27 protein-coding genes, 1 other RNA gene and 1 pseudogene are annotated in these 22322 nt (G+C 34.7%); 23 read left to right on the forward strand and 6 right to left on the reverse strand.

The window, feature by feature from the left end; genetic code table 11:
* The first annotated feature begins 26 nt into the window (after positions 1 to 26).
* The 5 genes from secG (at position 27) to ssrA (ending at position 4454) form a co-directional block, all read left to right on the forward strand.
* Complete coding sequence (secG, locus tag GJE18_RS02395) at positions 27 to 260, forward strand: preprotein translocase subunit SecG (RefSeq protein ID WP_037566707.1); 234 nt, start codon at positions 27 to 29, stop codon at positions 258 to 260.
* Between the two features lie 152 nt (positions 261 to 412).
* The gene (locus tag GJE18_RS02400; RefSeq protein ID WP_037566708.1) at positions 413 to 1153 is read left to right on the forward strand and encodes an alpha/beta hydrolase; all 741 of its coding nucleotides are present in this window, start codon (positions 413 to 415) and stop codon (positions 1151 to 1153) included.
* A 35-nt stretch (positions 1154 to 1188) separates the two neighbouring features.
* On the forward strand, positions 1189 to 3543 hold the full coding sequence (gene rnr / locus GJE18_RS02405) for a ribonuclease R (protein WP_107368419.1): 2355 nt from the start codon (positions 1189 to 1191) through the stop codon (positions 3541 to 3543).
* Positions 3544 to 3559: 16 nt separating this feature from the next.
* Positions 3560 to 4024 carry an SsrA-binding protein SmpB gene (gene smpB, locus GJE18_RS02410; RefSeq protein ID WP_037566711.1) on the forward strand — a complete coding sequence of 155 codons (465 nt, stop codon included), beginning with the start codon at positions 3560 to 3562 and terminating at the stop codon, positions 4022 to 4024.
* 71 nt (positions 4025 to 4095) lie between these two features.
* Positions 4096 to 4454: a transfer-messenger RNA gene (gene ssrA / locus GJE18_RS02415) on the forward strand.
* 94 nt (positions 4455 to 4548) lie between these two features.
* Here ssrA and GJE18_RS02420 read toward each other — a convergent pair.
* The 3 genes from GJE18_RS02420 to GJE18_RS02430 are packed head-to-tail and all read right to left on the reverse strand — an operon-like array spanning position 4549 to position 6695.
* Positions 4549 to 4779, reverse strand: coding sequence for a hypothetical protein (locus GJE18_RS02420; RefSeq protein ID WP_165805060.1), 231 nt, complete (start codon positions 4777 to 4779; stop codon positions 4549 to 4551).
* Positions 4780 to 4790: 11 nt separating this feature from the next.
* The gene (locus GJE18_RS02425) at positions 4791 to 5897 is read right to left on the reverse strand and encodes a site-specific integrase (protein ID WP_165805059.1); all 1107 of its coding nucleotides are present in this window, start codon (positions 5895 to 5897) and stop codon (positions 4791 to 4793) included.
* 33 nt (positions 5898 to 5930) lie between these two features.
* Positions 5931 to 6695, reverse strand: coding sequence for a helix-turn-helix domain-containing protein (locus GJE18_RS02430; protein WP_165886075.1), 765 nt, complete (start codon positions 6693 to 6695; stop codon positions 5931 to 5933).
* A 151-nt stretch (positions 6696 to 6846) separates the two neighbouring features.
* Between GJE18_RS02430 and GJE18_RS02435 the strand changes: the two genes are divergently transcribed.
* The 17 genes and pseudogenes from GJE18_RS02435 to GJE18_RS02515 all read left to right on the forward strand — a co-directional run bounded on the left by GJE18_RS02435 (position 6847) and on the right by GJE18_RS02515 (position 18697).
* Entirely contained in the window at positions 6847 to 7065 is a 219-nt protein-coding gene (locus GJE18_RS02435) for a helix-turn-helix transcriptional regulator (protein WP_165805057.1), read from the forward strand.
* 12 nt (positions 7066 to 7077) lie between these two features.
* Positions 7078 to 7281 carry a pathogenicity island protein gene (locus tag GJE18_RS02440; RefSeq protein WP_165805056.1) on the forward strand — a complete coding sequence of 68 codons (204 nt, stop codon included), beginning with the start codon at positions 7078 to 7080 and terminating at the stop codon, positions 7279 to 7281.
* Positions 7282 to 7283: 2 nt separating this feature from the next.
* Positions 7284 to 7589, forward strand: coding sequence for a type II toxin-antitoxin system toxin TscT (gene tscT, locus GJE18_RS02445; RefSeq protein WP_165805055.1), 306 nt, complete (start codon positions 7284 to 7286; stop codon positions 7587 to 7589).
* A gap of 34 nt (positions 7590 to 7623) precedes the next feature.
* Complete coding sequence (locus GJE18_RS02450; protein ID WP_165805054.1) at positions 7624 to 8511, forward strand: primase alpha helix C-terminal domain-containing protein; 888 nt, start codon at positions 7624 to 7626, stop codon at positions 8509 to 8511.
* Between the two features lie 15 nt (positions 8512 to 8526).
* Complete coding sequence (locus GJE18_RS02455; protein ID WP_165805053.1) at positions 8527 to 9984, forward strand: virulence-associated E family protein; 1458 nt, start codon at positions 8527 to 8529, stop codon at positions 9982 to 9984.
* A 279-nt stretch (positions 9985 to 10263) separates the two neighbouring features.
* On the forward strand, positions 10264 to 10611 hold the full coding sequence (locus GJE18_RS02460) for a pathogenicity island protein (RefSeq protein WP_165805052.1): 348 nt from the start codon (positions 10264 to 10266) through the stop codon (positions 10609 to 10611).
* A gap of 111 nt (positions 10612 to 10722) precedes the next feature.
* On the forward strand, positions 10723 to 11922 hold the full coding sequence (locus tag GJE18_RS02465) for a phage portal protein (RefSeq protein ID WP_240928892.1): 1200 nt from the start codon (positions 10723 to 10725) through the stop codon (positions 11920 to 11922).
* Positions 11909 to 12475: an HK97 family phage prohead protease gene (locus GJE18_RS02470; protein WP_165805051.1), complete on the forward strand. Its 567-nt coding sequence runs from the start codon at positions 11909 to 11911 to the stop codon at positions 12473 to 12475. The genes GJE18_RS02465 and GJE18_RS02470 overlap by 14 nt, the downstream gene beginning before the upstream one ends.
* A gap of 1 nt (position 12476) precedes the next feature.
* A pseudogene (locus GJE18_RS02475) lies at positions 12477 to 13699 on the forward strand (phage major capsid protein).
* 62 nt (positions 13700 to 13761) lie between these two features.
* Positions 13762 to 14043, forward strand: coding sequence for a head-tail connector protein (locus GJE18_RS02480; protein ID WP_165805050.1), 282 nt, complete (start codon positions 13762 to 13764; stop codon positions 14041 to 14043).
* Complete coding sequence (locus GJE18_RS02485) at positions 14036 to 14329, forward strand: HNH endonuclease (RefSeq protein WP_165805049.1); 294 nt, start codon at positions 14036 to 14038, stop codon at positions 14327 to 14329. The genes GJE18_RS02480 and GJE18_RS02485 overlap by 8 nt, the downstream gene beginning before the upstream one ends.
* A 135-nt stretch (positions 14330 to 14464) precedes the next feature.
* Positions 14465 to 14785: a hypothetical protein gene (locus GJE18_RS02490; protein WP_165805048.1), complete on the forward strand. Its 321-nt coding sequence runs from the start codon at positions 14465 to 14467 to the stop codon at positions 14783 to 14785.
* The gene (locus GJE18_RS02495) at positions 14778 to 16421 is read left to right on the forward strand and encodes a terminase large subunit (RefSeq protein ID WP_165805047.1); all 1644 of its coding nucleotides are present in this window, start codon (positions 14778 to 14780) and stop codon (positions 16419 to 16421) included. Before GJE18_RS02490 ends, GJE18_RS02495 begins: the two co-directional genes overlap by 8 nt.
* Positions 16422 to 16481: 60 nt before the next feature.
* Complete coding sequence (locus tag GJE18_RS02500; protein WP_165805046.1) at positions 16482 to 16790, forward strand: phage head closure protein; 309 nt, start codon at positions 16482 to 16484, stop codon at positions 16788 to 16790.
* Between the two features lie 368 nt (positions 16791 to 17158).
* Positions 17159 to 17512, forward strand: a complete 354-nt coding sequence (locus GJE18_RS02505; RefSeq protein ID WP_165805045.1) for a hypothetical protein — start codon at positions 17159 to 17161, stop codon at positions 17510 to 17512.
* Complete coding sequence (locus tag GJE18_RS02510) at positions 17503 to 18066, forward strand: hypothetical protein (protein ID WP_165805044.1); 564 nt, start codon at positions 17503 to 17505, stop codon at positions 18064 to 18066. The genes GJE18_RS02505 and GJE18_RS02510 overlap by 10 nt, the downstream gene beginning before the upstream one ends.
* Before the next feature lie 208 nt (positions 18067 to 18274).
* A complete protein-coding gene (locus tag GJE18_RS02515) occupies positions 18275 to 18697 on the forward strand; it encodes a hypothetical protein (protein WP_107368418.1) in 423 nt (140 codons plus the stop codon).
* Between the two features lie 166 nt (positions 18698 to 18863).
* Here the strand turns inward: GJE18_RS02515 and GJE18_RS02520 are convergent, their stop codons facing one another.
* From GJE18_RS02520 to GJE18_RS02530, 3 genes are all read right to left on the reverse strand, one after another.
* Positions 18864 to 20309 carry an MFS transporter gene (locus GJE18_RS02520; RefSeq protein WP_171509151.1) on the reverse strand — a complete coding sequence of 482 codons (1446 nt, stop codon included), beginning with the start codon at positions 20307 to 20309 and terminating at the stop codon, positions 18864 to 18866.
* 111 nt (positions 20310 to 20420) lie between these two features.
* The gene (locus tag GJE18_RS02525) at positions 20421 to 20810 is read right to left on the reverse strand and encodes a DUF1722 domain-containing protein (RefSeq protein WP_165886076.1); all 390 of its coding nucleotides are present in this window, start codon (positions 20808 to 20810) and stop codon (positions 20421 to 20423) included.
* Positions 20807 to 21322, reverse strand: a complete 516-nt coding sequence (locus tag GJE18_RS02530) for a GNAT family N-acetyltransferase (protein ID WP_060550632.1) — start codon at positions 21320 to 21322, stop codon at positions 20807 to 20809. Before GJE18_RS02530 ends, GJE18_RS02525 begins: the two co-directional genes overlap by 4 nt.
* Positions 21323 to 21632: 310 nt before the next feature.
* Between GJE18_RS02530 and aroD the strand changes: the two genes are divergently transcribed.
* The gene (aroD, locus tag GJE18_RS02535) at positions 21633 to 22316 is read left to right on the forward strand and encodes a type I 3-dehydroquinate dehydratase (protein WP_225906141.1); all 684 of its coding nucleotides are present in this window, start codon (positions 21633 to 21635) and stop codon (positions 22314 to 22316) included.
* Positions 22317 to 22322 lie beyond the last annotated feature (6 nt).

The raw sequence follows: 22322 nt of genomic DNA on the forward strand, positions 1-22322 counted from the left end.
GTATATGATGAATGGAGGACAATCTGATGCACACATTTTTTGTTGTATTACTAATTATTGACTGTATCGCACTCATCACAGTTGTTTTATTACAAGAAGGTAAAAGTAATGGCTTATCAGGTGCCATCAGTGGTGGAGCTGAACAGTTATTTGGTAAACAAAAACAACGTGGTGTAGATTTATTTTTGCATAGATTGACAATTGTACTTTCAATTATTTTCTTTGTATTAATGTTAGGTATCAGTTACTTTAATTTATAAGTCTGACGGTAAACGTTAAAAATAGAGTTAACAATTTCGACCGTTTAGAAAATCTAAGTCCGACAGTTGATAAGTCGGGCTTTTTTATTTGTAGCGCCACTGTCGAAACTATAAAATAGAACTAGATGTGACTTGAAAGGACGGAATGATGAATGAAAATTCAATTACCAAAGCCTTTCTTATTTGAAGAAGGCAAACGTGCAGTGTTGTTATTACATGGTTTTACAGGGAATAGTTCTGATGTAAGACAACTCGGGCGTTTTTTACAAAAAAAAGGATATACGTCTTACGCACCTCACTACGAAGGGCATGCAGCACCGCCAGAAGAAATTTTGAAGTCGAGTCCACATGTATGGTATAAAGATGCATTGGATGGTTACGATTATTTGGTGGAACAAGGTTATGATGAAATTGCGGTTGCAGGTTTGTCCCTTGGTGGCGTTTTTGCACTAAAATTAAGCTTAAACCGTGATGTTAAGGGAATTGTGACGATGTGTTCGCCGATGTACATTAAAACTGAAGGGTCAATGTACGAAGGGGTATTAGAGTATGCACGCCAATTCAAAAAATATGAAGGCAAAGATGAAGCCACGATAGAAAGAGAAATGCAAGCCTTTCAACCAACGAGTACGTTACGTGAATTACAAGATACGATTCAAGGTGTGAGAGATCACGTTGAGGACGTTATCGAACCGCTCCTCGTGATCCAATCTGAACATGATGAAATGATTAATACAGATTCAGCCAATATTATTTATAATGAAGCAGCATCAGAGGATAAACATTTATCATGGTACAAAAATTCAGGCCACGTGATCACGATTGATAAAGAAAAAGAAGCAGTATTTGAGGAAGTGTATCAATTTTTAGAATCACTAGATTGGACGGAATAGTCATTTAGCATATTAAAGAGAAAGGAGGACCTCTTATGCATTTAAAATCGCAAATTAAAGCCATAATTGAACGTTCAAGTTATGAACCGATGTCTGTCTCTGACTTTCAAGATGAGCTCGGCTTAAGTAGCGCTGAAAGTTTTCGTGACCTTATTAAAGTACTCAATGAGTTAGAGCAAGAGGGTAAAGTAAAACGTACGAAACAAGATAGATATCAAAAGCAAGGTCCTAAACCAGGACTTATTCGAGGGACGTTAAGTCAAAATAAAAAGGGATTTGCCTTTTTAAGACCAGATGAAGAAGGGATAGAAGATATTTTTATCCCGCCTACAAAAATCAATCGTGCTATGGATGGAGATATTGTTATCGTTGAAATTCAAAAATCACGTGGTGACCATCGTAAAGGCAAAGTTGAAGGTGAAGTAAAATCCATTGAAACGCATGCCGTTAAACAAGTTGTAGGGACCTACACAGAAGCGCGTCATTTTGGCTTTGTAGTACCTGATGATAAGCGTATCATGCAGGACATCTTTATACCTAAAGGGCAAGATTTAGGGGCTGTAGATGGACATAAAGTACTTGTTCAAATTACACAATACTCTGATGGCTCTAACAATCCAGAAGGTCATATTTCGGCTATTTTAGGTCATAAAAATGACCCTGGAGTAGATATTTTATCTATTATTTATCAACATGGTATTGAAATTGAATTTCCAGTCGACGTATTAAAAGAAGCTGAAGCGATTCCTGAGTCGATTGAATCTACTGAATTAGAAGGCCGTCGTGATTTACGTCAGGATTTAACAATTACAATCGATGGCGCGGATGCGAAAGATTTAGACGATGCTATCGCAATTAAGGCTCTTTCAAATGGCAATATGGAATTAACAGTAAGCATTGCAGATGTCAGCTATTATGTAACTGAAGGCTCTGCGCTAGATCGAGAAGCATACGATCGTGCAACAAGTGTGTATCTAGTAGACCGTGTGATTCCAATGATTCCACATCGTTTAAGTAATGGTATATGTTCATTAAATCCCAATGTAGATCGATTAACGATGAGTTGCCGTATGGAAATTGATGCCCAAGGTCATGTCGTCAAACATGAAATTTTTGATAGTGTGATTCATTCAGATGCACGTATGACGTATGCGGAAGTGAATGAAATCATCACCGACCATAACCCTCACACGCGCGAGAAATATAAAGACATTACGCCGATGCTTGATATGGCAAAGCGCTTATCACAACAACTCACCGACATGCGTCGCCGTCGTGGTGAAATCGATTTTGATATTAAAGAAGCGAAAGTGCTAGTGAATGAAGAAGGGATTCCACAAGAAGTTGTCGCACGTGAACGTGGAGAAGGTGAGCGATTAATTGAATCGTTCATGCTTGCGGCTAATGAAACCATTGCAGAGCATTTTAGTAAAATGGATGTGCCGTTTATTTATCGTGTGCATGAACAACCGAAGTCGGAACGTTTACGTCAATTTTTTGATTTCATTACCAATTTTGGCATTATGATTAAAGGAACTGGAGAAGATATTCACCCAAGTACACTTCAAAGCATTACCCAAGAAATAGAAGGGCGACCAGAAGATATGGTCATTTCAACGATGATGCTTCGCTCTATGCAACAAGCACATTATGATGCAGATAATTTAGGACATTTTGGACTTGCAGCTGATTATTATACGCATTTCACTTCACCTATCCGTCGTTATCCTGACTTAATCGTGCATCGTTTGGTGCGTAAATATCTCATTGAAAAATCAATGGATGGTAAAGCGCAACACGAGTGGCAAGAAAAATTACCACAAATGGCTGAACATACCTCTAATCGAGAGCGTCGTGCAATTGATGCTGAGCGTGATACGGATGACTTGAAAAAAGCTGAATACATGATTCAACATCTTGGTGATGAATTTGAAGGTGTCGTTAGCTCAGTGGCTAATTTTGGTATGTTTGTAGAGTTGCCTAATACGATTGAAGGTATGGTAACCATCCAAAATATGTCCGACGATTATTACCATTTCGATGAGCGACAAATGGCATTGATTGGTGAACGTAAAGCCGCAGTTTACCGTATTGGTGACGTCATCAAAGTGAAAGTGATTCATGTTGATATAGATGAGCGTCAAATTGACTTCCAAATTGTAGGAATGCCAATCGATGTTCACCCACGTAGAGAGAAAAAATCTCGAGGAACTACTATACAAGCGAAATCAAAAGGACAGACATTTAAAAAAGATAAAGACACTAACAAGAAGCGGAAGCAACGTAAAGGTAAAAATGCCAGAAAACGTGAAAAATCCGGCAATACTAAGCATAAACCTTTTTATAAAGATAAACGTGTCAAAAAGAAAGGTAAAAAGAAGAAAAAGTAAACTGAGGTGATGCGCAATGTCCAAAAAAACATCAAAAGGAACATTAGCGGAGAATCGTAAAGCACGTCATGACTACAATATAGAAGATACGATTGAAGCAGGCATTGCTTTACAAGGGACTGAAATTAAATCAATACGCCGTGGTAGTGCGAATTTAAAAGACAGCTATGCGCAAGTCAAAGGTGGCGAAATTTATTTGCATAACATGCATATCGCGCCTTATGAAGAGGGGAATCGCTTTAATCATGACCCTAGACGTGTGCGCAAATTGTTGTTACACAAACGTGAAATTTCAAAATTAGGCGATCAAACACGTGAAGTGGGTTATTCGATTGTACCTTTAAAATTGTATCTTAAACATGGCATGTGCAAAGTCTTACTTGGTGTCGCAAGAGGTAAAAAGAAATATGATAAGCGACAAGCTTTAAAAGAAAAAGCGGTTAAACGCGATATTGATCGTGCAATGAAACAAAATTATTAAATGATTGCTAAGAATGTTAAGATTCGATATAATAAAATGTGCTTTCTTAAAGGAAAGTACATTTTTATGACGGGGGCGTTTATGGATTCGACAGGGGTCCCCAGAGCTTATGAAGCGTGTCGGAGGGTTGTCTCCGTAAAAACACATCAGTTTATAATAACTGGCAAAACTAACAATAACTTAGCAGTAGCTGCCTAATCGCGCTCTGCATCACCTAATCGCATCGCCTATGTGCGATTAACGTGATTCAACTATAGTAGGATACGCTCGCCACTGCCGTTTGAAGTCTGGCGAGAAGAGATGAACCAAGCTCGCATAATGTCAGTTGTCTGTTTCTAATCATTATGTTAAATCTTCAAATAGACTACACACGTAGAAACATTTGTATCAGGACCTTTGGACGCGGGTTCAAATCCCGCCGCCTCCACTATGTAGCCTATAACCCTTGCGGTTATAGGCTTTTTATTTTCATTGCCCCAACATTGCCCCAGTAATGCCCCAGCACATAAAAAAGACAACCATTTTTAGGGTGCAACATTTTCGTATATTGTAATTGATTTATTAATAGTATTGGTTTGTACAATTACTTTGTGAACCTTTTCATCAACGGTATAAATATCTTCTTTGGAATTATGCTTTAAATATGCAAGTTGGCTATTTGTTCCTTCTTTAACAATAATTATATCTTTTCCTAAGTGATCACAAGTTACATCATAGTTCGTTTCATTAATAATCTCCCAATTAAACAACCTCATTTTTAATCACCTCATAAATATTTAACTATTTCTTTTTGAGTACTAGGGTACAAATGCCCGTATCTGTTATATACTTCATTGCTATCTGCATGACCTAGTCTTTGAGCAATTACCATAATACTAGCACCATGATTGACTAACATAGACGCATGGCTATGCCTTAGTTCGTGGATTACGATTCTAGGGAATGTTTGACCGTCTGGAAGTTGTTCGTCTAATACTTTTAATGCAGTATTAAACCAACGATCAATTGTAGATTCACTATATGCTTTAAAGAATGTACCAAACAATACATAATCGTCCTTATATATGTTATTCTCTTTATACCAAATTAAATAATCTTTGATGTCGTCCATCATGTGAGTAGGCAAGTATATATCACGTATGGATGACTTCGTTTTAGGGGCTGTCACTTCACCGTGATAGTCCGTTTTGTTTATATGGATAAATTCATCATCAAAGTTAACATCTCGCCATGTGAGGGCTCTAATCTCGCCTTTTCTTGCACCAGAGTAGAATAATAATTTGAAGAATAACTTTTGTTGTTGTGTAGCAAGCGCATCATAGAATTGATTGAATTGTTCTAGCGTCCAATAGTTTAAACGTTTCTGTGATTCTATTTCAAAATTACCTACAAGTGAAGCTACATTTTGCTTTAGATCATAAAACTTCATGGCGTGGTTCAACAAAGATACTAAATACACATGCATCTTCTTTAAGTAATCCCCAGAATGCCCCTCTTTTAATTTCTTATTTTGAAACTTCATTACATCTTGTGTAGTTAAATTAAACACGTCCATAGACTTGAAATAAGGCAACAAGTGGTTATTTGTATGTGTCTTTAATGCTTTTACACTAGATGACTTTCTACGTGCCGAATACCAGTCTATGTACTCATCAACGAGCTTATCAAATGGCAGGCGGTTAAGCTGTCCTATGCCCTCTAATTCATCCATGATTTCATTACACTTTTTCACAGCTTCTTTACGTTGTTTGAAGCCACTTTTTCTGATTTCTTTACGACTATTAGTTTTATCATAGTATTTTATACGGAAGTAATATGTACCACGTTTACTGTCTTTATAAATGTTGTGGGATAGTCTTAGATTATCTGTCATGGGCATGCTCCTTACTTTTAAATGGAAAGAAGACTAAAGATTTTTTGATTTAATTTCTAAAGTAGTATCAAGCTTTGCTTGATACAAACTGTTCTCGTTAATGTCTTTTATAATGTAATTAATATCTTGTCTATTTACCGAATATTTTTTTGTTATATATATAGAATGGAAATCAGTTATTTCTGTTAAATCATTGAAAAAACGGATATGGCCTAGAAATAAATCGAACTCTCTTTCAATTCTTCTTATAAAATCTAATTCTAATTTAAATATTCTTTCAACGATATAATAGTCTAGTAAATGTATGCTTAAATGTGAAGTATATGTAAAATGCGAAAAAATATTATGACTATCATAATTTTTTAAATCAATTTCAATACTTAATGTAGGAGTATGGTTAAAGTCTACTAATATTCTGTAAGGAATTAAATATTCAAATTCTATGTCATCAATTTTACAGGAGAAATTTAAACCCTTTTTTTTATCTTGCTGGAATATTTTATCCATATGTTCTCCAAGATGATGTTTTTTTATTTTATATTCATTAATAATTTCCTTGTTCTTAATAGTTTTATTTTTAATATCAATACATAGATAATTAAATGTTCTTATAAATAAGTCATGAGGTTCTATATTTAGTGCCTTCACTAATTTTTCAAGTGTATCAAACTGAATTCCTTGACTTTTTCCGTTAATCAGTAGACTTAAAGAGTTTCTGGAAATACCAGTAGCCTCATTCAAGTCACTAATTTTTAGACCTCTATTTTCCATAATTTCTTTTAATCTGATTTTTATCATTGATTTCACCTCTTAAATAAGATAATAACATGTTTACATGTTATTTTAAATCATTTATGTACTATTGTGTTGACACTGATGTAATGACATGTATATAATACGAATGCGGAAGTTTTAACAACTATACATGTTACTAAAAGGAGTGAATTTTATGAAAAACCTTACTTATCCCCTGTTATTTATTACACGTCGTGAAAAAGGAGATACTCAAAAGGCTATAGCTCGAAAACTTAATATTTCTCAACAAAGGTACCAACTTAAAGAGTCAGGTAAAGCAAATTTCACGCTTCCAGAGGCACAAAAGCTAAGTGAAATGTATGGCATTCCAATCGAGCAACTATTCTCAACTGAATTTCCAGTAGCACAATAAGGAGGGATAACGATGAAACAACAAGTAATTATTACAAAGACAATTATCGGCTGGTACAACATCAAAGACACTAAACACAATTTGCTTTTGAATGTATCGCCACAAGTATTTGAACAGAATTTTCCTGGAGTGAATAACGATGTTCAAATTGCAGTATTAGAAGTGGACTTATCACGCATTACGGAAATCAAAAATAAGAAAAAGGTAGGAAGTTAAGAATGAATTGGGAAGTTAAAAATCTTTTTAATGATTTGGAAGTTTTAAAACAAAAGTACGATAGTCTTTTAAATACTCATGCCTGGTTTGGAGATGAAATGTTCAAATATGAGGATAGACCTGCAAATAAAAGTGATTTCATGAGTTATGCATACGCATATCATGAGGCACGCATTCATCATGAACAAACCTCAGATTTAATGCACTATTATTTAACTGATCTAGAGAGAATTATTAAGAAGTTTTATGAAATAGAAAAAGCGTCATCTGATATGAATAGTTTGCCGACTAAATCAGATAACGCATAGAACAAAATATATTTAAGAAAGGAGAATCCTCTCTATGTTTGATTTAAAGTACGATGATGAACTTCACATTTTATTATATCAAAGTTTAACATCTAAAGGAACAGAAAACGTAAAAAATATTAAGTGGTCTAACTGGTGCGAGGTTTTAACTCGTCCAGTTGTCAGCCAAGACAAATACGCTAATAAGCTAGCGATATATGGTGATGTTGCTGATGGTGAAGGTATCTCACACCGTCGCTTGAAAGAAAATGTGATGTATCGACAAGTGTTTTCTTTGGACTATGACGACATCGATGACATGAACCGATTTCTCGATAACGTCAAAAACAAGATGAAGCACTTTGCGTACTTCATATATAGCACTTATAGACATCGTGATACTCATGATGAATACAATGAATCATTACGTCCTAGATTTCGTTTGCTTGTCCCTATAGACGATATTTTAGAACCTGAAGAATATACAAAGTATGCTGGGGCATTATCGAGGTATATCGCGGAAGTGATAGATGCATCATGCTTTAAACCTATCCAATTATCCGCATTGCCCGTTATAAGTAGTAAAGATGCACCATTTCACTGGTATATCAATGACGCACCATTCATCACACGTGCACAATTGGACAGTTGCCTTGCGAAATACCCTCTCGATGCAACTGAGGGTGAATCTCAGCACATCAAAGTTGTATATAACAAACGTGATTCGTCACATTGGCGTGATATTGCATTCGGAGTGGCAGAGGGTGGACGGAATGAGGCTCTAGCGTCTTTGATAGGTTACTTATTGCGAAGATATGTAGATGCACATTTAGTATATGGATTAGTTAGTGCATGGGCAATGACTTGCACACCCTCTATTGAACAGAATGAAGTTAATAAAACATTTAATTCCATTTACAAAAAGCATACTAACAACATTTAGAAAGGAGGTCTTTGTTTGGAAGTTAGTAAAGAAGATATTTTTGGAATTATAGATACAACGCAATCGGTTCAGCAAGATTGGAAATCTAAATTAAGACGATCAGTAACTACGCAAGCACTAAAAAAGATACCAACAAATGCAGAAATTATATTACATCACGATGAAGATTTAAAAGATTTGGTTCAATATGATGTTTTTGAAAAAGTGACTAAACTTAAACGTCTTCCTTATTGGCGTTCAAAAGATGATACAAATTACTATTGGGCTGATATTGATACAACACATGTTATTTCACATATAGATAGAGTGCATAACATACATTTTAGCCGTGAAATTATGGATAGTGTTATTGAAAAAGAGGCGTATCACAATAAATTTCACCCTATTAAATCATTTATTGAATCTAAAGAATGGGACGGAACAAAAAGAATTGAAACATTATTTATTGATTATCTTGGTGCAGAGGACACGCATTATAACCGTGAAGTTGCTAAAAAATTATTAATGGGGGCAGTTGCTCGAGTTTATAAGCCTGGCATAAAGTTCGACATCATGGTCATTTTATTTGGCGGTCAAGGTGCTGGTAAATCTACTACAATAAGCAAATTAGGTGGCAAGTGGTACAACCAAAGTATTAAGTCGTTTAAAGGCGATGAGGCATATAAAAAACTTCAAGGCTCTTGGATATGTGAAATTGAAGAATTATCCGCATTTCAAAAATCTACTATTGAAGATATTAAGAGTTTCATCAGTGCCATTGTTGATATTTATAGGGCTTCTTATGGTAAGCGTACTGAGCGTCACCCTAGGCAATGTGTTTTTGTTGGGACAACAAATAATTACGAGTTTTTGAAGGATAAAACGGGTAACCGCAGATTCTTGCCAGTGACTACGGATAAAGATAAAGCTACTAAAAGTCCGTTTGATGATCTAACAACGGATATTGTACAACAAATGTATGCAGAGGCTAAAGTCTGTTTTGAGGAGAAGCCAACAGATAAAGCATTGCTATTAGATAAAGAAGCTTCAGAAACTGCCCTACAAATGCAAGAAGAACATTCAGAAAAAGATACTCTTGTTGGAGAAATTGAGGACTTTTTAGAACGACCTATACCATCAGACTATTGGTATAGAACATTAGAAGAAAAAAGAGTGTCTGCTCACGATGTTATAGAGCAAGATTACATTAAATTATATGGTGACGGTAATTTAATTGAAAAACCAAATTCAAAACCAGGAGCTTATGTATGGCGTGACAAAGTATGCAGTAAGGAAATTTGGAAAGTCATGATGAAAAGAGACGACCAGCCCCAATCACATCATTTGCGTAAGATTGATGAAGCACTTAGAAATACACGCTATTGTGGCATGAGTAAGAAGCAAACTCGTTATGGCGAGGGAATAGGAAAACAATATGGATTCGATGTTGATATGTCATTATATTATTCTAAGTTAGTTAATAAAACGTCTTAATTACAAGACAGTAAGACAGATATGAGACAGTTATAAGACAGTTATAAGACAGCTTCTATCCCTTGGGGGAGTATATGCCACGCTACAACTGTCTCGGTGTCTTATAAATTTCTCCCCAAACTTTGAAAAAAATACTAAAATTTCTCAGAGTGTAAGGGGAAAATCATAAGACAGCAAGACAGCATGGTTCTATCCCTTGTGGCTGTATGGTTGAAAGGTGTCTCATGGTTATAGCATGGCATGAGACGGTAAGACACTTAAAAAATATGGAGGTTACAAATGAACAAAAATAGATTAAAAAATAAAATCTTGGAATATATAAAAACTCACGAAGAAACTTCTTTTGTAGAAATTGAAAGTATCTTTGAAGAATATGGATTCAATTATGTAGGTGATGGGGCATACACAAGTGGTAATCATGAAAATGTTGTATTTTGGCTTGGTTGGAATGAAGAAGCCTTTAACATAATTGCTGAATTAAAACGTGATGGATTAATTGAAATGAATATCTGCCCGCCCTTATATTATCTCATTGATGGTAAAGGATTAAGTTTACCAATTGTTAAGAGTAAAAATATAAAAACTGATCACTGGTTGCCCGTAGCGTTTACAGTTAAATACCCCTAACCCCTTACCACTACTAGCTTTATATACCCTAGTGTGGTATAATTCAGATGTATAAATCGAACGTATGTACTTATTGATCGAACAAATATTCTATATAAAGTAGGTGACAAAGTGCCGAAGTGGATTAATAAGATGCTGGGGCTTGATAAGATTGAGAAAACCACTGTACAACAGTTTGAATTGCTCACAGGTGGCTTCAAATCATTTTCGCAGTTTTCAGGTGATGCATATTCTAACGACATATATCGTAGTGCCGTAGATACGATTGCTCGCCATATTGCGAAGTTATCAGGTAAGCATGTAAACAATACGAAAGACTTTAATAACTATAAAATTAACAGAATTTTACAAAATAGACCCAATCCATATATGAGTGGTTATGACTTTCTATATAAAGTGGCTACACAATATTACTTATTTAATAACGCATTTATCCTTGTACAAAAGGACGATAAAGGTAACTTGAAAAGTTTATATCCGTTAACGCCGAGAAGTGTTGAATACGTGGTTGATGGTGCAGGCGAAATGTATCTTAAGTTTTTATTCAATGATGGTGAAATCGTTCATTTCCACATTTCAGAAATTGCGGTATTACGTCGACACTTCAACTCTAATGAATTACTGGGCGACAATAACGATGCGATAATGAATACGTTACAACTTGCTTATACGCAAAGTGAGGGCATGACTGAGGCAATTAAAAATTCAGCTCAAATCAGAGGTATTCTAAAATACAATCAGGCATTGAGTCCTAGTAAGTTAAAGCAGGCAAAAGAAGAATTTACAGCCAATTATTTATCGATGGCAAATAACGGTGGCGTTGTTCCATTAGATACGTCGATGGTTTACCAGCAATTAAATATATCAGATGTACAAATAGATACATCGCAAATAAAAGTGATTAAACAAAAGATATATGAGTATCTAGGAATTAATGAAGCTATTGTAACGGGTAGTTACGATGAAAATACATGGCAAGCGTTCTTTGAATCTGTGATTGAACCTTTCGCCATTCAGTTATCATCAGAGCTTACCGAAAAGATTTTTACTGAACGTGAACAATCATTTAGTAATCGCATTATATATGAATCATCAAAATTACAGTATGCAAGTAATCAATCGAAATCAACGATTATAAAAGAATTGTTGCCACTCGGTTTATTGACCATAAATGAAGCACGTGACTTAATGAATCTTCCTCATGTAGAAGATGGTGATGAACGCATTCAAAGTTTGAACTATATCGAAAAAACATTAGCGAAAAATTATCAAATGGCGGACAAGGAGGTTAAACCAGATGAAGGAAATTAGGAGTGCAGAAATACAAACAGATTCCCAAAGTACCGAAATGGTACTTGAGGGAACAGCAATTGTTTTTAATAAACCCACTCAAATTAATACGCCAACAGGTTCATATACTGAAATTATTAAACGTAATGCGCTAGATGGTTTGAAACTTAATGATACACGACTTTTAGTGTCGCATGATGTGAACCGCATACCACTAGCGAAGTCACCTAAGACAATGGATATATGGACTGATGATGTAGGTATGCATTTCCGTGCTACCTTACCAGATACAGAAGAAGCCCGCTCTGTTTATACGGCAGTAAAACGGGGCGACCTCTCAGGTATGAGTTTCGGTTTCACAGTATCTGACGGTAGTCAATATGATGTGAATACACGCACACGTACTATCACTAAGATAGACAAAGTCCTTGAGTTTAGCGTTGTGAACTATCCCGCATATGCAGAAGCGAGTGTAGAGGCACGACAACAAATTCAAGAAGCAGAAATAAAACATCAAGCAAGACAACAAGCCTTAATCGGTTTGAACAAATTACAATCAAAGGAGATTAAATAAAATGTTTAATACAGTACAAGAAGCATTTAATCATTATCGTAATGCATCACTTGATGATATTGAAACACGGCTGGGCAAATCAGAGGAACAATCGAAAACGACCCAGAGGCAGATGTCACAAAGTTAAATATTGAAATTGAAGGATTAAATCAAGCGAAAGAAAATATCAAAGAAAAGGAGCAGGAACAAGTGGAACAACGTTCATACAATCCTATTACAGGACAACAGTTTAAACAAAACAACGATTTTAAAAATACTAATGTATTTGGTACAGAAGAATATAGATCAGCATTCTTTAAGAAAATGCTAGGCAAAGAATTATCAGATGTAGAGCAACGTTCATTCAACCATGCTATGGAACAGCAACGTGTTGAAAATCGTGCAACTGGTTTTACTTCTTCATCAGACGCATCGGCGGTTATTCCAGAACAAACACTTAATGAAGTGATTCGACGTGCTAGAACACAAGGGGGATTACTTGCGAATGTACGCTCATTCAATATGCCAACTAAAATTCGTATTCCTATTGGTACGCCACAAGACCGAGCTGAATGGCATGTAGAAGGTGCAAAGGTTGAACCAGACAAAGCGGTACCAACTTCAGTTAAATTTGAGACTAACGAGATTATTAAAATCTTTAGTATCTCAGTTAAAGCTAAGACGATGAGTATTTCAGCGTTTGAATCTTACCTTGTCGAAGAATTAACGAACTGTGTTGTAGAAGCTATTGAGTACGCATTAATCAATGGAACAGGTTCAGGACAAGGTCAAGGTATCTTAAAAGGTGTGAGTTGGGACGAATCAAACAGCTTAACGTTATCTGGCAAATATACGGATTTCACTAAAGCATTAGGATTATTAAAACGAGGCTATGCACAAAATGCGAAGTTCGCCATGAGCAATGCCACGTTATACAACACAGTATACGGTGTTGAAGATGGCAACAAACGACCAATCTTCGTACAAGATGCACAGCGTGAGAACGTTGGCTATATCTTCGGCAAGCCAGTTATCATTGATGACAATATTGAGGACGGCACTATCATTCTCGGTGACTTCAATTATGTAGGTTACAATTTGCCTCAAGGTGTAATGTTAGAAAGCTCACGTGAATCATCATTCCGTTCAGGACTTATTGACTATAGAGCGATGGCAGTTGCAGATACTCGTGTACTAGTTGACGAGGCGTTTGTTAAATTATCAGGTGAACCACAAGTGCTATAAGCAAAAGAGTAAATTAGGACATCAGTGATTGCTGGTGTCCTTTTATAAAAGGAGTGAACATAATGATCATAACAATTGAAGAAGCACGTAATGCTTTACGGATAGATGGTTATTACAATGATGAGATTATCGAGCCACTCATTGATGCTATACCTAATTACTTGTATATCACTACTGGGCGTGATTGGTTGGATAAGCCAGTGCAACCATTAGCGAAGACGACGGCAAAGTTTATATTGCAGTTATGGTTTGACCCACAGACACAAGACAGTGAGCGATTAAAGCGTACCATCGACAGTTTATTGGTGTCTTTAACTGCATTAGGACGTGAATATAATGGCTAGAAGTATTCCGCATTCATTTTACAAGTCTACAAAATGGATTAAGTGCAAAAACAGCTATATGGCTAAACAAAATTATATTTGTGAAAGATGCGGGGCTTTGGCAAGTATATGCCATCACAAAGTATATTTAAACGCTGATAATTATAAGAATCCGTATGTATCTTTGAACCATGATAATTTGGAAGCATTGTGTCAAACGTGTCATAATCAGGAACATTTCGGAAGTATAGCAATTGGTGAAGGATTACAATTTGACGAAAAAGGAAACATTATAAAAAGTAAATAAAATGAAAATAAGATACCCCCTATAACTTTGATATAAAAGGGACGTTTGGGAAACGGTGCTGGGGCTTTCTTTTCCTCCACCTGATATTTTTTAAAGTTTAGGGGCGCCTAAAAATGAAGTTAGGAGAATTTGGATATGAAATATATAAATTTAGAAAAACTTAAAACATATATTGATAAAAATGATATTGAAAACAAACATATATCATACGATTTACTTGAAGAATTGATGTTCATGAAAGAAACGATGGACGAGCTTAAACACACTGTACGTGAACATGGTGCAACGTATGTATTTACTCAAGGCGAACAGTCTTACCTCAAGGAGAATCCAGCAATGAAAGCCTATAACGCCACTATGCCAAAATATAACGCTACGTACATACAATTGTTATCATTGTTCCCTGAAAAAGTAGATGAATCAGATAGCTTTATGGAGTTTGTAAACAATGGCTAATCCAATTGAGGATTATTATCGTGCAATTGAAAATGGCGATATTGTAGCCTCAAATCGTGTACGTAAGCAATATAAAAAGTTAGTAGATGATATGAAACATCATGATAAATATATCTATGATGAATCTAAAGCAGAACGCCCTATCGCTTTCATAGAGCGTTTCTGCCGTCATTCTAAAGGAGAATTGGCGGGTAAGCCTCTAAAATTAGATTTGTTCCAAAAAGCCTATATTTCAGCACTATTTGGATTTGTAGATAAAGAGACAGGCTACCGACGTTATACAGAATCCTTTTTCTTTGTTGGACGTAAGAATGGTAAAACAACCATGTTAAGTGCGATTGCATTATATATGATGATTGCAGACGGGGAAAGTGGCTCAGAAGTGTACTCAGTTGCATCGAAACGTGACCAAGCTAATATCTTATTTGACCAAGCACATGAGATGATTGTACAGAGTCCTGATTTAAATAGAAATATCCGTAAGCGTAAGAGTGATTTATATTTTGCGCATAACTTTAGTAAAATGCAGTCACTCGGTAAGAATTCTAATTCATTAGATGGATTAAATGCGCATCTCGTTGTGATTGATGAATTACATTCTATTCAAGACCGTAATTTATATGAGGTTATGAAACAATCTCAATCAGCACGTACACAACCGTTACTGATAATGATTACAACAGCTGGCACTCATAGAGGTACAATATTTGATGATTTATATGAGTATGCCTGCAATGTTGTTGACGGTAAATTTGAAGATGATAACTTTTTACCGATAATGTACGAATTAGATCATAAAGCAGAATATAAAATACCTGAATGCTGGCAAAAGGCAAATCCTGCTTTAGGTGTATCTAAAAAGGTCGAGGACTTAGAACGTAAAGTCTCACGTGCTAAAAATAATGTGAATGACTTAACTGGAATTCTAACGAAAGATTTTAATATACGTGAAGTCACACATAGTGCATGGCTAACATTTGAGGCGATTAATAATGAAGATACCTTTGATATACGTGATTTCTCTGGTGCTTATGCGATAGGTGGTGCTGACCTTTCCATCACCACAGACCTAAGTTGTGCCACACTATTATTTGTAGAACCTGAAACAGAAATGCGTTATGTACATCAAATGTATTGGTTGCCTGAGGATAACCTCAGAAAGCGTGTAGACGAGGATAAAATACCATATGACAAGTGGTATGAACAAGGATTACTTCGCTTGTGTAGGGGCAATACGATTGATTATAGCGACATCACAGATTGGTTTTTAGAGATGTTAAATGAATATGATATCACGCCTCTATGGATATATTACGATAATTATTCTGCACGTTACTGGGTTGATGAAATGGAGGCTAACGGCTTTAAGATGGTGCGTACGCCACAAGGTGCTAGAACATTAAGTTTACCGATGCAGAACATGGGTGCTGATCTAGAAAAACATAAAATTAATTACAACAATAATCCGATATTGAAGTGGTGCTTAACTAATACGGGTGTAGAAACTGACCGAAATGGAAATATTGTTCCTGTTAAAAATCAATCACCAAAACGACGTATTGACAGCACGGTTTCATTATTAGATGCGTATGTAGGTTTGTTTGATAATTATGAACAGTTTTTGAGAGCGATGTAAGCGCTGGGGGAACGATTCGTTACGTCGCAAATCATGACGTTAGATATAGGAGGGGTAACAATGGCATATCACTTTAATAATAAAATAAAAATAATTAAAAGGGTAAGTAGTGGACCAATGCCTAATGATTATAAAGAAGAAGTAATTGCAGAACCATGGGCAGACATTAAAACGATACGTGGGAATGAGTATTTAAGCTCTGGACTTACAGCATCGGAAATCCCTGTGAGGTTTATTATTAGATATAGAGAGGGTGTAACTGCGAAACAACGTATCAAATGGAAAGATTTAGATTTTAATATCGAATCTGTACAAAATGATGATGGTTTGAATAGAACACTTACTATTTATGGTAAGGCATATAAATAAGGCGCTGAGAGAAGCATTGTGTTGCATTGAAAGTGGATAATAAAAAACCACCGTACTAAACGGTGGCTCTACGAAACAAAGACGTAAAAAAAAAGAAATCGAAAAAATTTGATGTCTGTCTAAAAATTGCAGCTGACCCTGCAACATTCACCAATTCGTTGTGCTAAAGTTACAATACATTTTTTTCAAGATATTAAATCAATTTAGATGTACTTGATAATTAAGACGTAAGATATTGTACCTTTTAGGTATCTCTAAATTATACCAAAAACTATAAATAAGGTAACTTTCGATAGTTTTTATGTATAATGTGAAATTAGATTTATAGTGTATAATTAAACCATCAAAAGCAAAGGGGAGAATTGATTATGGATCATGCAGGAAACTTAGGATTAAATGACGGAAGTTACATAACACTTGATGGGTGTGATAAATTACATTTTTATAATGAAATACCTAATGAAGAAATATCGTTTTCTACTTATGAATTACAAAAAGATGAAATGATTTATCATCATGCAATTAATTGTTTAGCGCAATATAACTTTGTTGGGGTTGAGAGAAACTTTACTAATGCTGAATCAGAACTTGAAATAGCTGGAAAGAAATATGTATACGAACATTATTATGAAAATATTGATAAGGTTGATTCACATAATGAAATAGCCTATTTACAAACATTAGCTGTTAGTACAATTTCAATATATAATCAATGGAATTAGAATCAACAGCTATCATTATTTCTATTTTTACAGCTATATTATCATTATTAAGTCTTTCAATAGTGTATTTCAATAGATTAGATAATGTTAGACCTAAAATATTAGTAATGTATAGAGACCAACGAGATGATCAAGGTAGAGTTAAAAGAGAATGGATTGAAGTGAAAAATTTAGGTAAAGCTCCAGCAATTATAACTAAAGTGAAGGTACACTGTGTTTTAGATATTTTAACATTTAATGAAGAAATTGAATTTATAAACACTATAGAAAGAGCAAAAAGTCATTATCTATCATTAGAAAATGTTTTAAATAATCGATGTAAAAATAAAATTCTTCAACCAGAACATAGTATAATTATAGATCTTAGAATGGTGGCACTGTGTGAATATGGAACAGTTAATAAACTTAAATATTTAGATCAATTTGATAAGTATCGAGTTAATCTAAATAGTAGTAAACATGATATATCTATAAAAGTTGAATATACAAGTAGCATTGTTAAAGTGTTAGGTAAAAATAGGTTTTCAACTACAAACAAAGCAATCATCAAATGATTGCCCCAAATTTCAGGAGTTTTATCAATGTTAACATTTTATACTTGCACTAGTACGCAATGAAAACGTTGATATGACGGCTTTTAAGGTGTATAACACACTATTAAATAAACGGATAAATCTAATCCCGCCGCCTCCACTATGTAGCCTATAACCCTTGCGGTTATAGGCTTGTTTTTTACACTTAATATAGAGAAAGGGCATCGATATGAATCAACGTTATTGTTCATTGCAAGATGACTTATATACAGAAAGCCAAACATCTTTAACTTTTGAATTTCTAAAAGTGAATAAAGAAGATGCGTTAACAATCTATGATTTTAAAATCATTGTTTCATTCGAAAACTCACACTTTTACACAGATTTCTCACTTTTTGATATGGATATAGAGAATTTAAAAAAATTCAAATGTAAATCACGGTTATCAGAAATTTACTTTTTAGAACCAGATTTGACGTTTACAATAATCAAAAGAAATAGACATGATTTAACTGTGTTTGTGACACTTGATTCTGGATTGAGACTTTCGAATATTGTGTCAGAATCAGGATGCACAATTAAATTAAATGTCACTAAAAAAACGTTTGATCAATTTCTTAATGAACTCATTAAGATTGAACAACATGTGTAAATGTTATCGCGTATGAAGTGTTTGGTGATTTTAAAAATAGCCTTCAACATTCAATGGAAGATGAATGTTGAAGGCTATATTACTTTATCAAAGTTGAAGCGTATCCAAAATTTCAGCTGTAATAAAACCGTATATTAACACATGAAGGTAGTCAGAAAATTAGTTTTTATTTACGCTTGGCCACGATGCGCCGACTTTTACCAAAGAAAAATTGAGCGATAGAGGATATGAGTAAAATACTACTTAAAAGAATCATCACAAAAAAGAGGTCATTTGTGGCATCCATAAATACGTTATGAATATGTTTCATGATGATAGCTTTATTATCTATGTGATTATATTTGACGTCATTAAAACCTTTTTGGATTCTATACTTCATAAACACGGCTATGATTGGAACGAGTATCGCAGCAAAGTAATTACGTATAGAATGCATTGTCAGTGAACGATGTGACGCACGTGTCAAATCACCATCTAAAAGTGTAGACATTGCGCCGCTTACAAGGACCATGCTCGCACCAAATCCAATAATCATCCCTTGAAAGTAAAGAGTGTGAAGATCAAGGTTATTTTGCATGATATACCAATGTGTGCTGACGTATAGGAGGGCGAGGGAACCAATGGTACCTAATACACCCGGCCCCCACGCACTATAAAACACCATTTTTAAAACGCCTGTTATAAATACGCCGATAAAGAAGTAAATATAAAAAAGCTGGATTTGATGTGGGGGTAAATGAATCACTTGTAATAAGTAAAAATTGATTGCTGCAATGCCAATAAGTAGCGTCAGATGTGAGACAATCGCCATAATTGAGCCAAGTAATGGTTTCGGATACAACAATGTCGAAAAATGAACAATAGGTGTATGACTCTGCTTATTTTTATATAAGAAAATCACAAATAAAATCAACGTCACGATAGACCATGGCCAGACTTTAATAGAATCAAAACGATATTGCGTAATAAGACAAAGTGGTATTAATAATGAAAGAGATGAAAGCGCTAAAAAGAAAACGACAGTATGGTCTTCTTTCGTAGTACTTTGATGTGTCGTGTCATCTTTTTCGAAATATAACCAACCTACAAGTAAACTGATGATTGCTGACATTATGTTAAAGATATAAACCCATTGCCATTGGGCATAAAATAACGTGATGCTTCCAGTTAAGCCTCCGAGGGCGTTTGCGCCGAACAACCCAACGATAATCATAAATAAAAAGACATTTTTAAACCGTTTTGGAAATACATGAAAGGTTTTAGGTAGCATCGTAAAGAATAACACACCTGTACTTAAACCTTGTATCACTTTAGATATAGATAAGGATATGATACCTAACGAGAAAAAGCCTAAAATTGAACCAAGTAAGAATATAAATGAGAAAAGTAAAAAGTTTTTCTTGAAGCCTAATTTATGAACGAGAAAATGTCCGAGAGGGACACCAAAAGCAAATGCAAAGTTTCCCATAATTGCTGGTATAATAAGTAAATTAGAATGTATACCTAATGCATAATGGTAGAGCCCTTGATTTAAGCTATATGCCAAATTTAAATAAAATTGAGATCCTATCCCAATTATTGTAAGAAAGGACAACAAAGCAATTTCTATCATGCGTGTCCTTTTAGACCATAATAATTTCATAATTCGCACCCTTAATAATTAATTTACAACGAGACATTATAGCATGGTTTGGATGAGAATTGTACATTTGAGATATTATAATTAAATAGTTTTGTGGAAGGATAATGTCATTATTGAACTGTTTAAAAGATATTGTTCATCGTATTTTATAGCTAAATGTTGTATGAATTGAATACATGTGTCATATGAAGGAGATGTTGTTTGAAGTTGATTAACGAACGTAGTGTATAACGCTTTTTCATTCTGAGTTGCGTATTTTTTAAAATAGCCCCATAAGTGTTGAAATGTATTGAGAAACGCAGAACGTTGAATGGGCGTATTTAAAATTTCATCAATTCTAGTTTTGATAGCGTCATAGGAGTGTCCAAGTTTAATCATCGTTTTAATTTCTGTATAGTTATTATAATTGTGCATCATCACATGATAGTTTTCATACTGCCATAACTTTTGAATTTTCGTTATTTCTTTCATACATACTCCTTGTCAAAATAGTAAACGAGCCAATGTTCGTCAACGTATTTATTATTAAATTTTCGTGCATGTATTTCAAGCGCTAGAAACTCAAATCCCAAATGATCACAAAACACTTTCGCAGCGATGTTGTTTGATGCAACAGCGAGTACGAGTTGTTCGATACCTTTTTGGTGCGCATAAGCAATAAGGGTTTCCATCAATGCGCGACCTATTTGTTGACCGCGGTACTCAGGCTTCACATATAAGCCTTGAACAGTGGCTTTATGACTTTTTGAAGAATATGGAAAAAAATTAAGTTGAACAAAGCCAACGAGTGTATCATCGTCAAAAGCGCCAAAAAAGATTTGAAGATGATGATTTTTAGGGTGTAATACTTGCGCGATGTCTCGTTCAGTATAATTTGAACGTTCATTAATTTCATGGACGAAAGCAAATGGATGAAGATGAAATGCTTCACACGTAAGTTCATAAAAAGCTTTCGTATCCGTTTCATTTAGCACTCTAATCATACGCAACCTCCTAAATAAAACTATGCTTATCATATTAATCATATAAAAGTAGATACATTAATGCAATAAAATTTTAGAATATTCAGTTAAATTGTATATGATTAAATCAATATTGAAATGATAAAGTATTTAAATGATATTAAAAGACTTAATGCAAGGTTGTTTGCTAGTGTTTTCCATATATTGTTTAAACATTTTTGTGTTTAAAGAGATTCTTTCTTTTCAATATAAATAAGATAAGATACTATTAGAAATACTATAGGACGTATAGAGGTGGAATTGTATGATAACCCAAATAGTAGGGAGTTTTATGCCTAAAACGATAGAATGTTTAAAAGATGATATTGCGCGTATAAAAACGCATGAAGATGACTTTGATATTTTAGAGATCAGAATTGATGCTATTAAAAATGTTACGGCTCAACATATTGAATGTATATTGCGTCAATTAAAGGAAGCGTCGATTCATTGTGAAAAACTCATTACATTTAGAACGGAGCAACAAGGTGGTGAAAGTGGGATCACAGAAGAAGCGTATTGGTCGCTCATGCGTGAACTTGCAGATATGAAAGATGTTACGTACATAGATATTGAGTGGGATCGAACATTGAATCGAAAACAATTGGTAAATGAGCTTCAATCTAAAGGAATTCAAGTTGTTATCTCATATCATAATTTTGAGGAAACACCTCAATTAGAAGTCTTGAAAAAAACATATTACTACATGTCGCAATGGGGTGGCACCCATTTAAAAATAGCAGTGATGCCTCACACTAAAAATGATGTCATTACATTGTTACAAGTTGTTTCTGAAGCGAGTGATGCGCTACAACAATGGGTGACGGGAATTTCAATGTCAAAACTCGGTGTCGTATCTAGAACTGCGCAACAAACATTTGGTGGTGCCCTTACTTATGGTTCTATTCAAGAAGGTGTTGCACCCGGCCAATTAAATGTAAAAAAATTAAAAAGTGCGATGGCTTTGTATCAGTAATTTGAA

This window comes from Staphylococcus agnetis (genome assembly GCF_011466855.1).
GTDB classification, from domain to species: Bacteria; Bacillota; Bacilli; order Staphylococcales; family Staphylococcaceae; genus Staphylococcus; species Staphylococcus agnetis.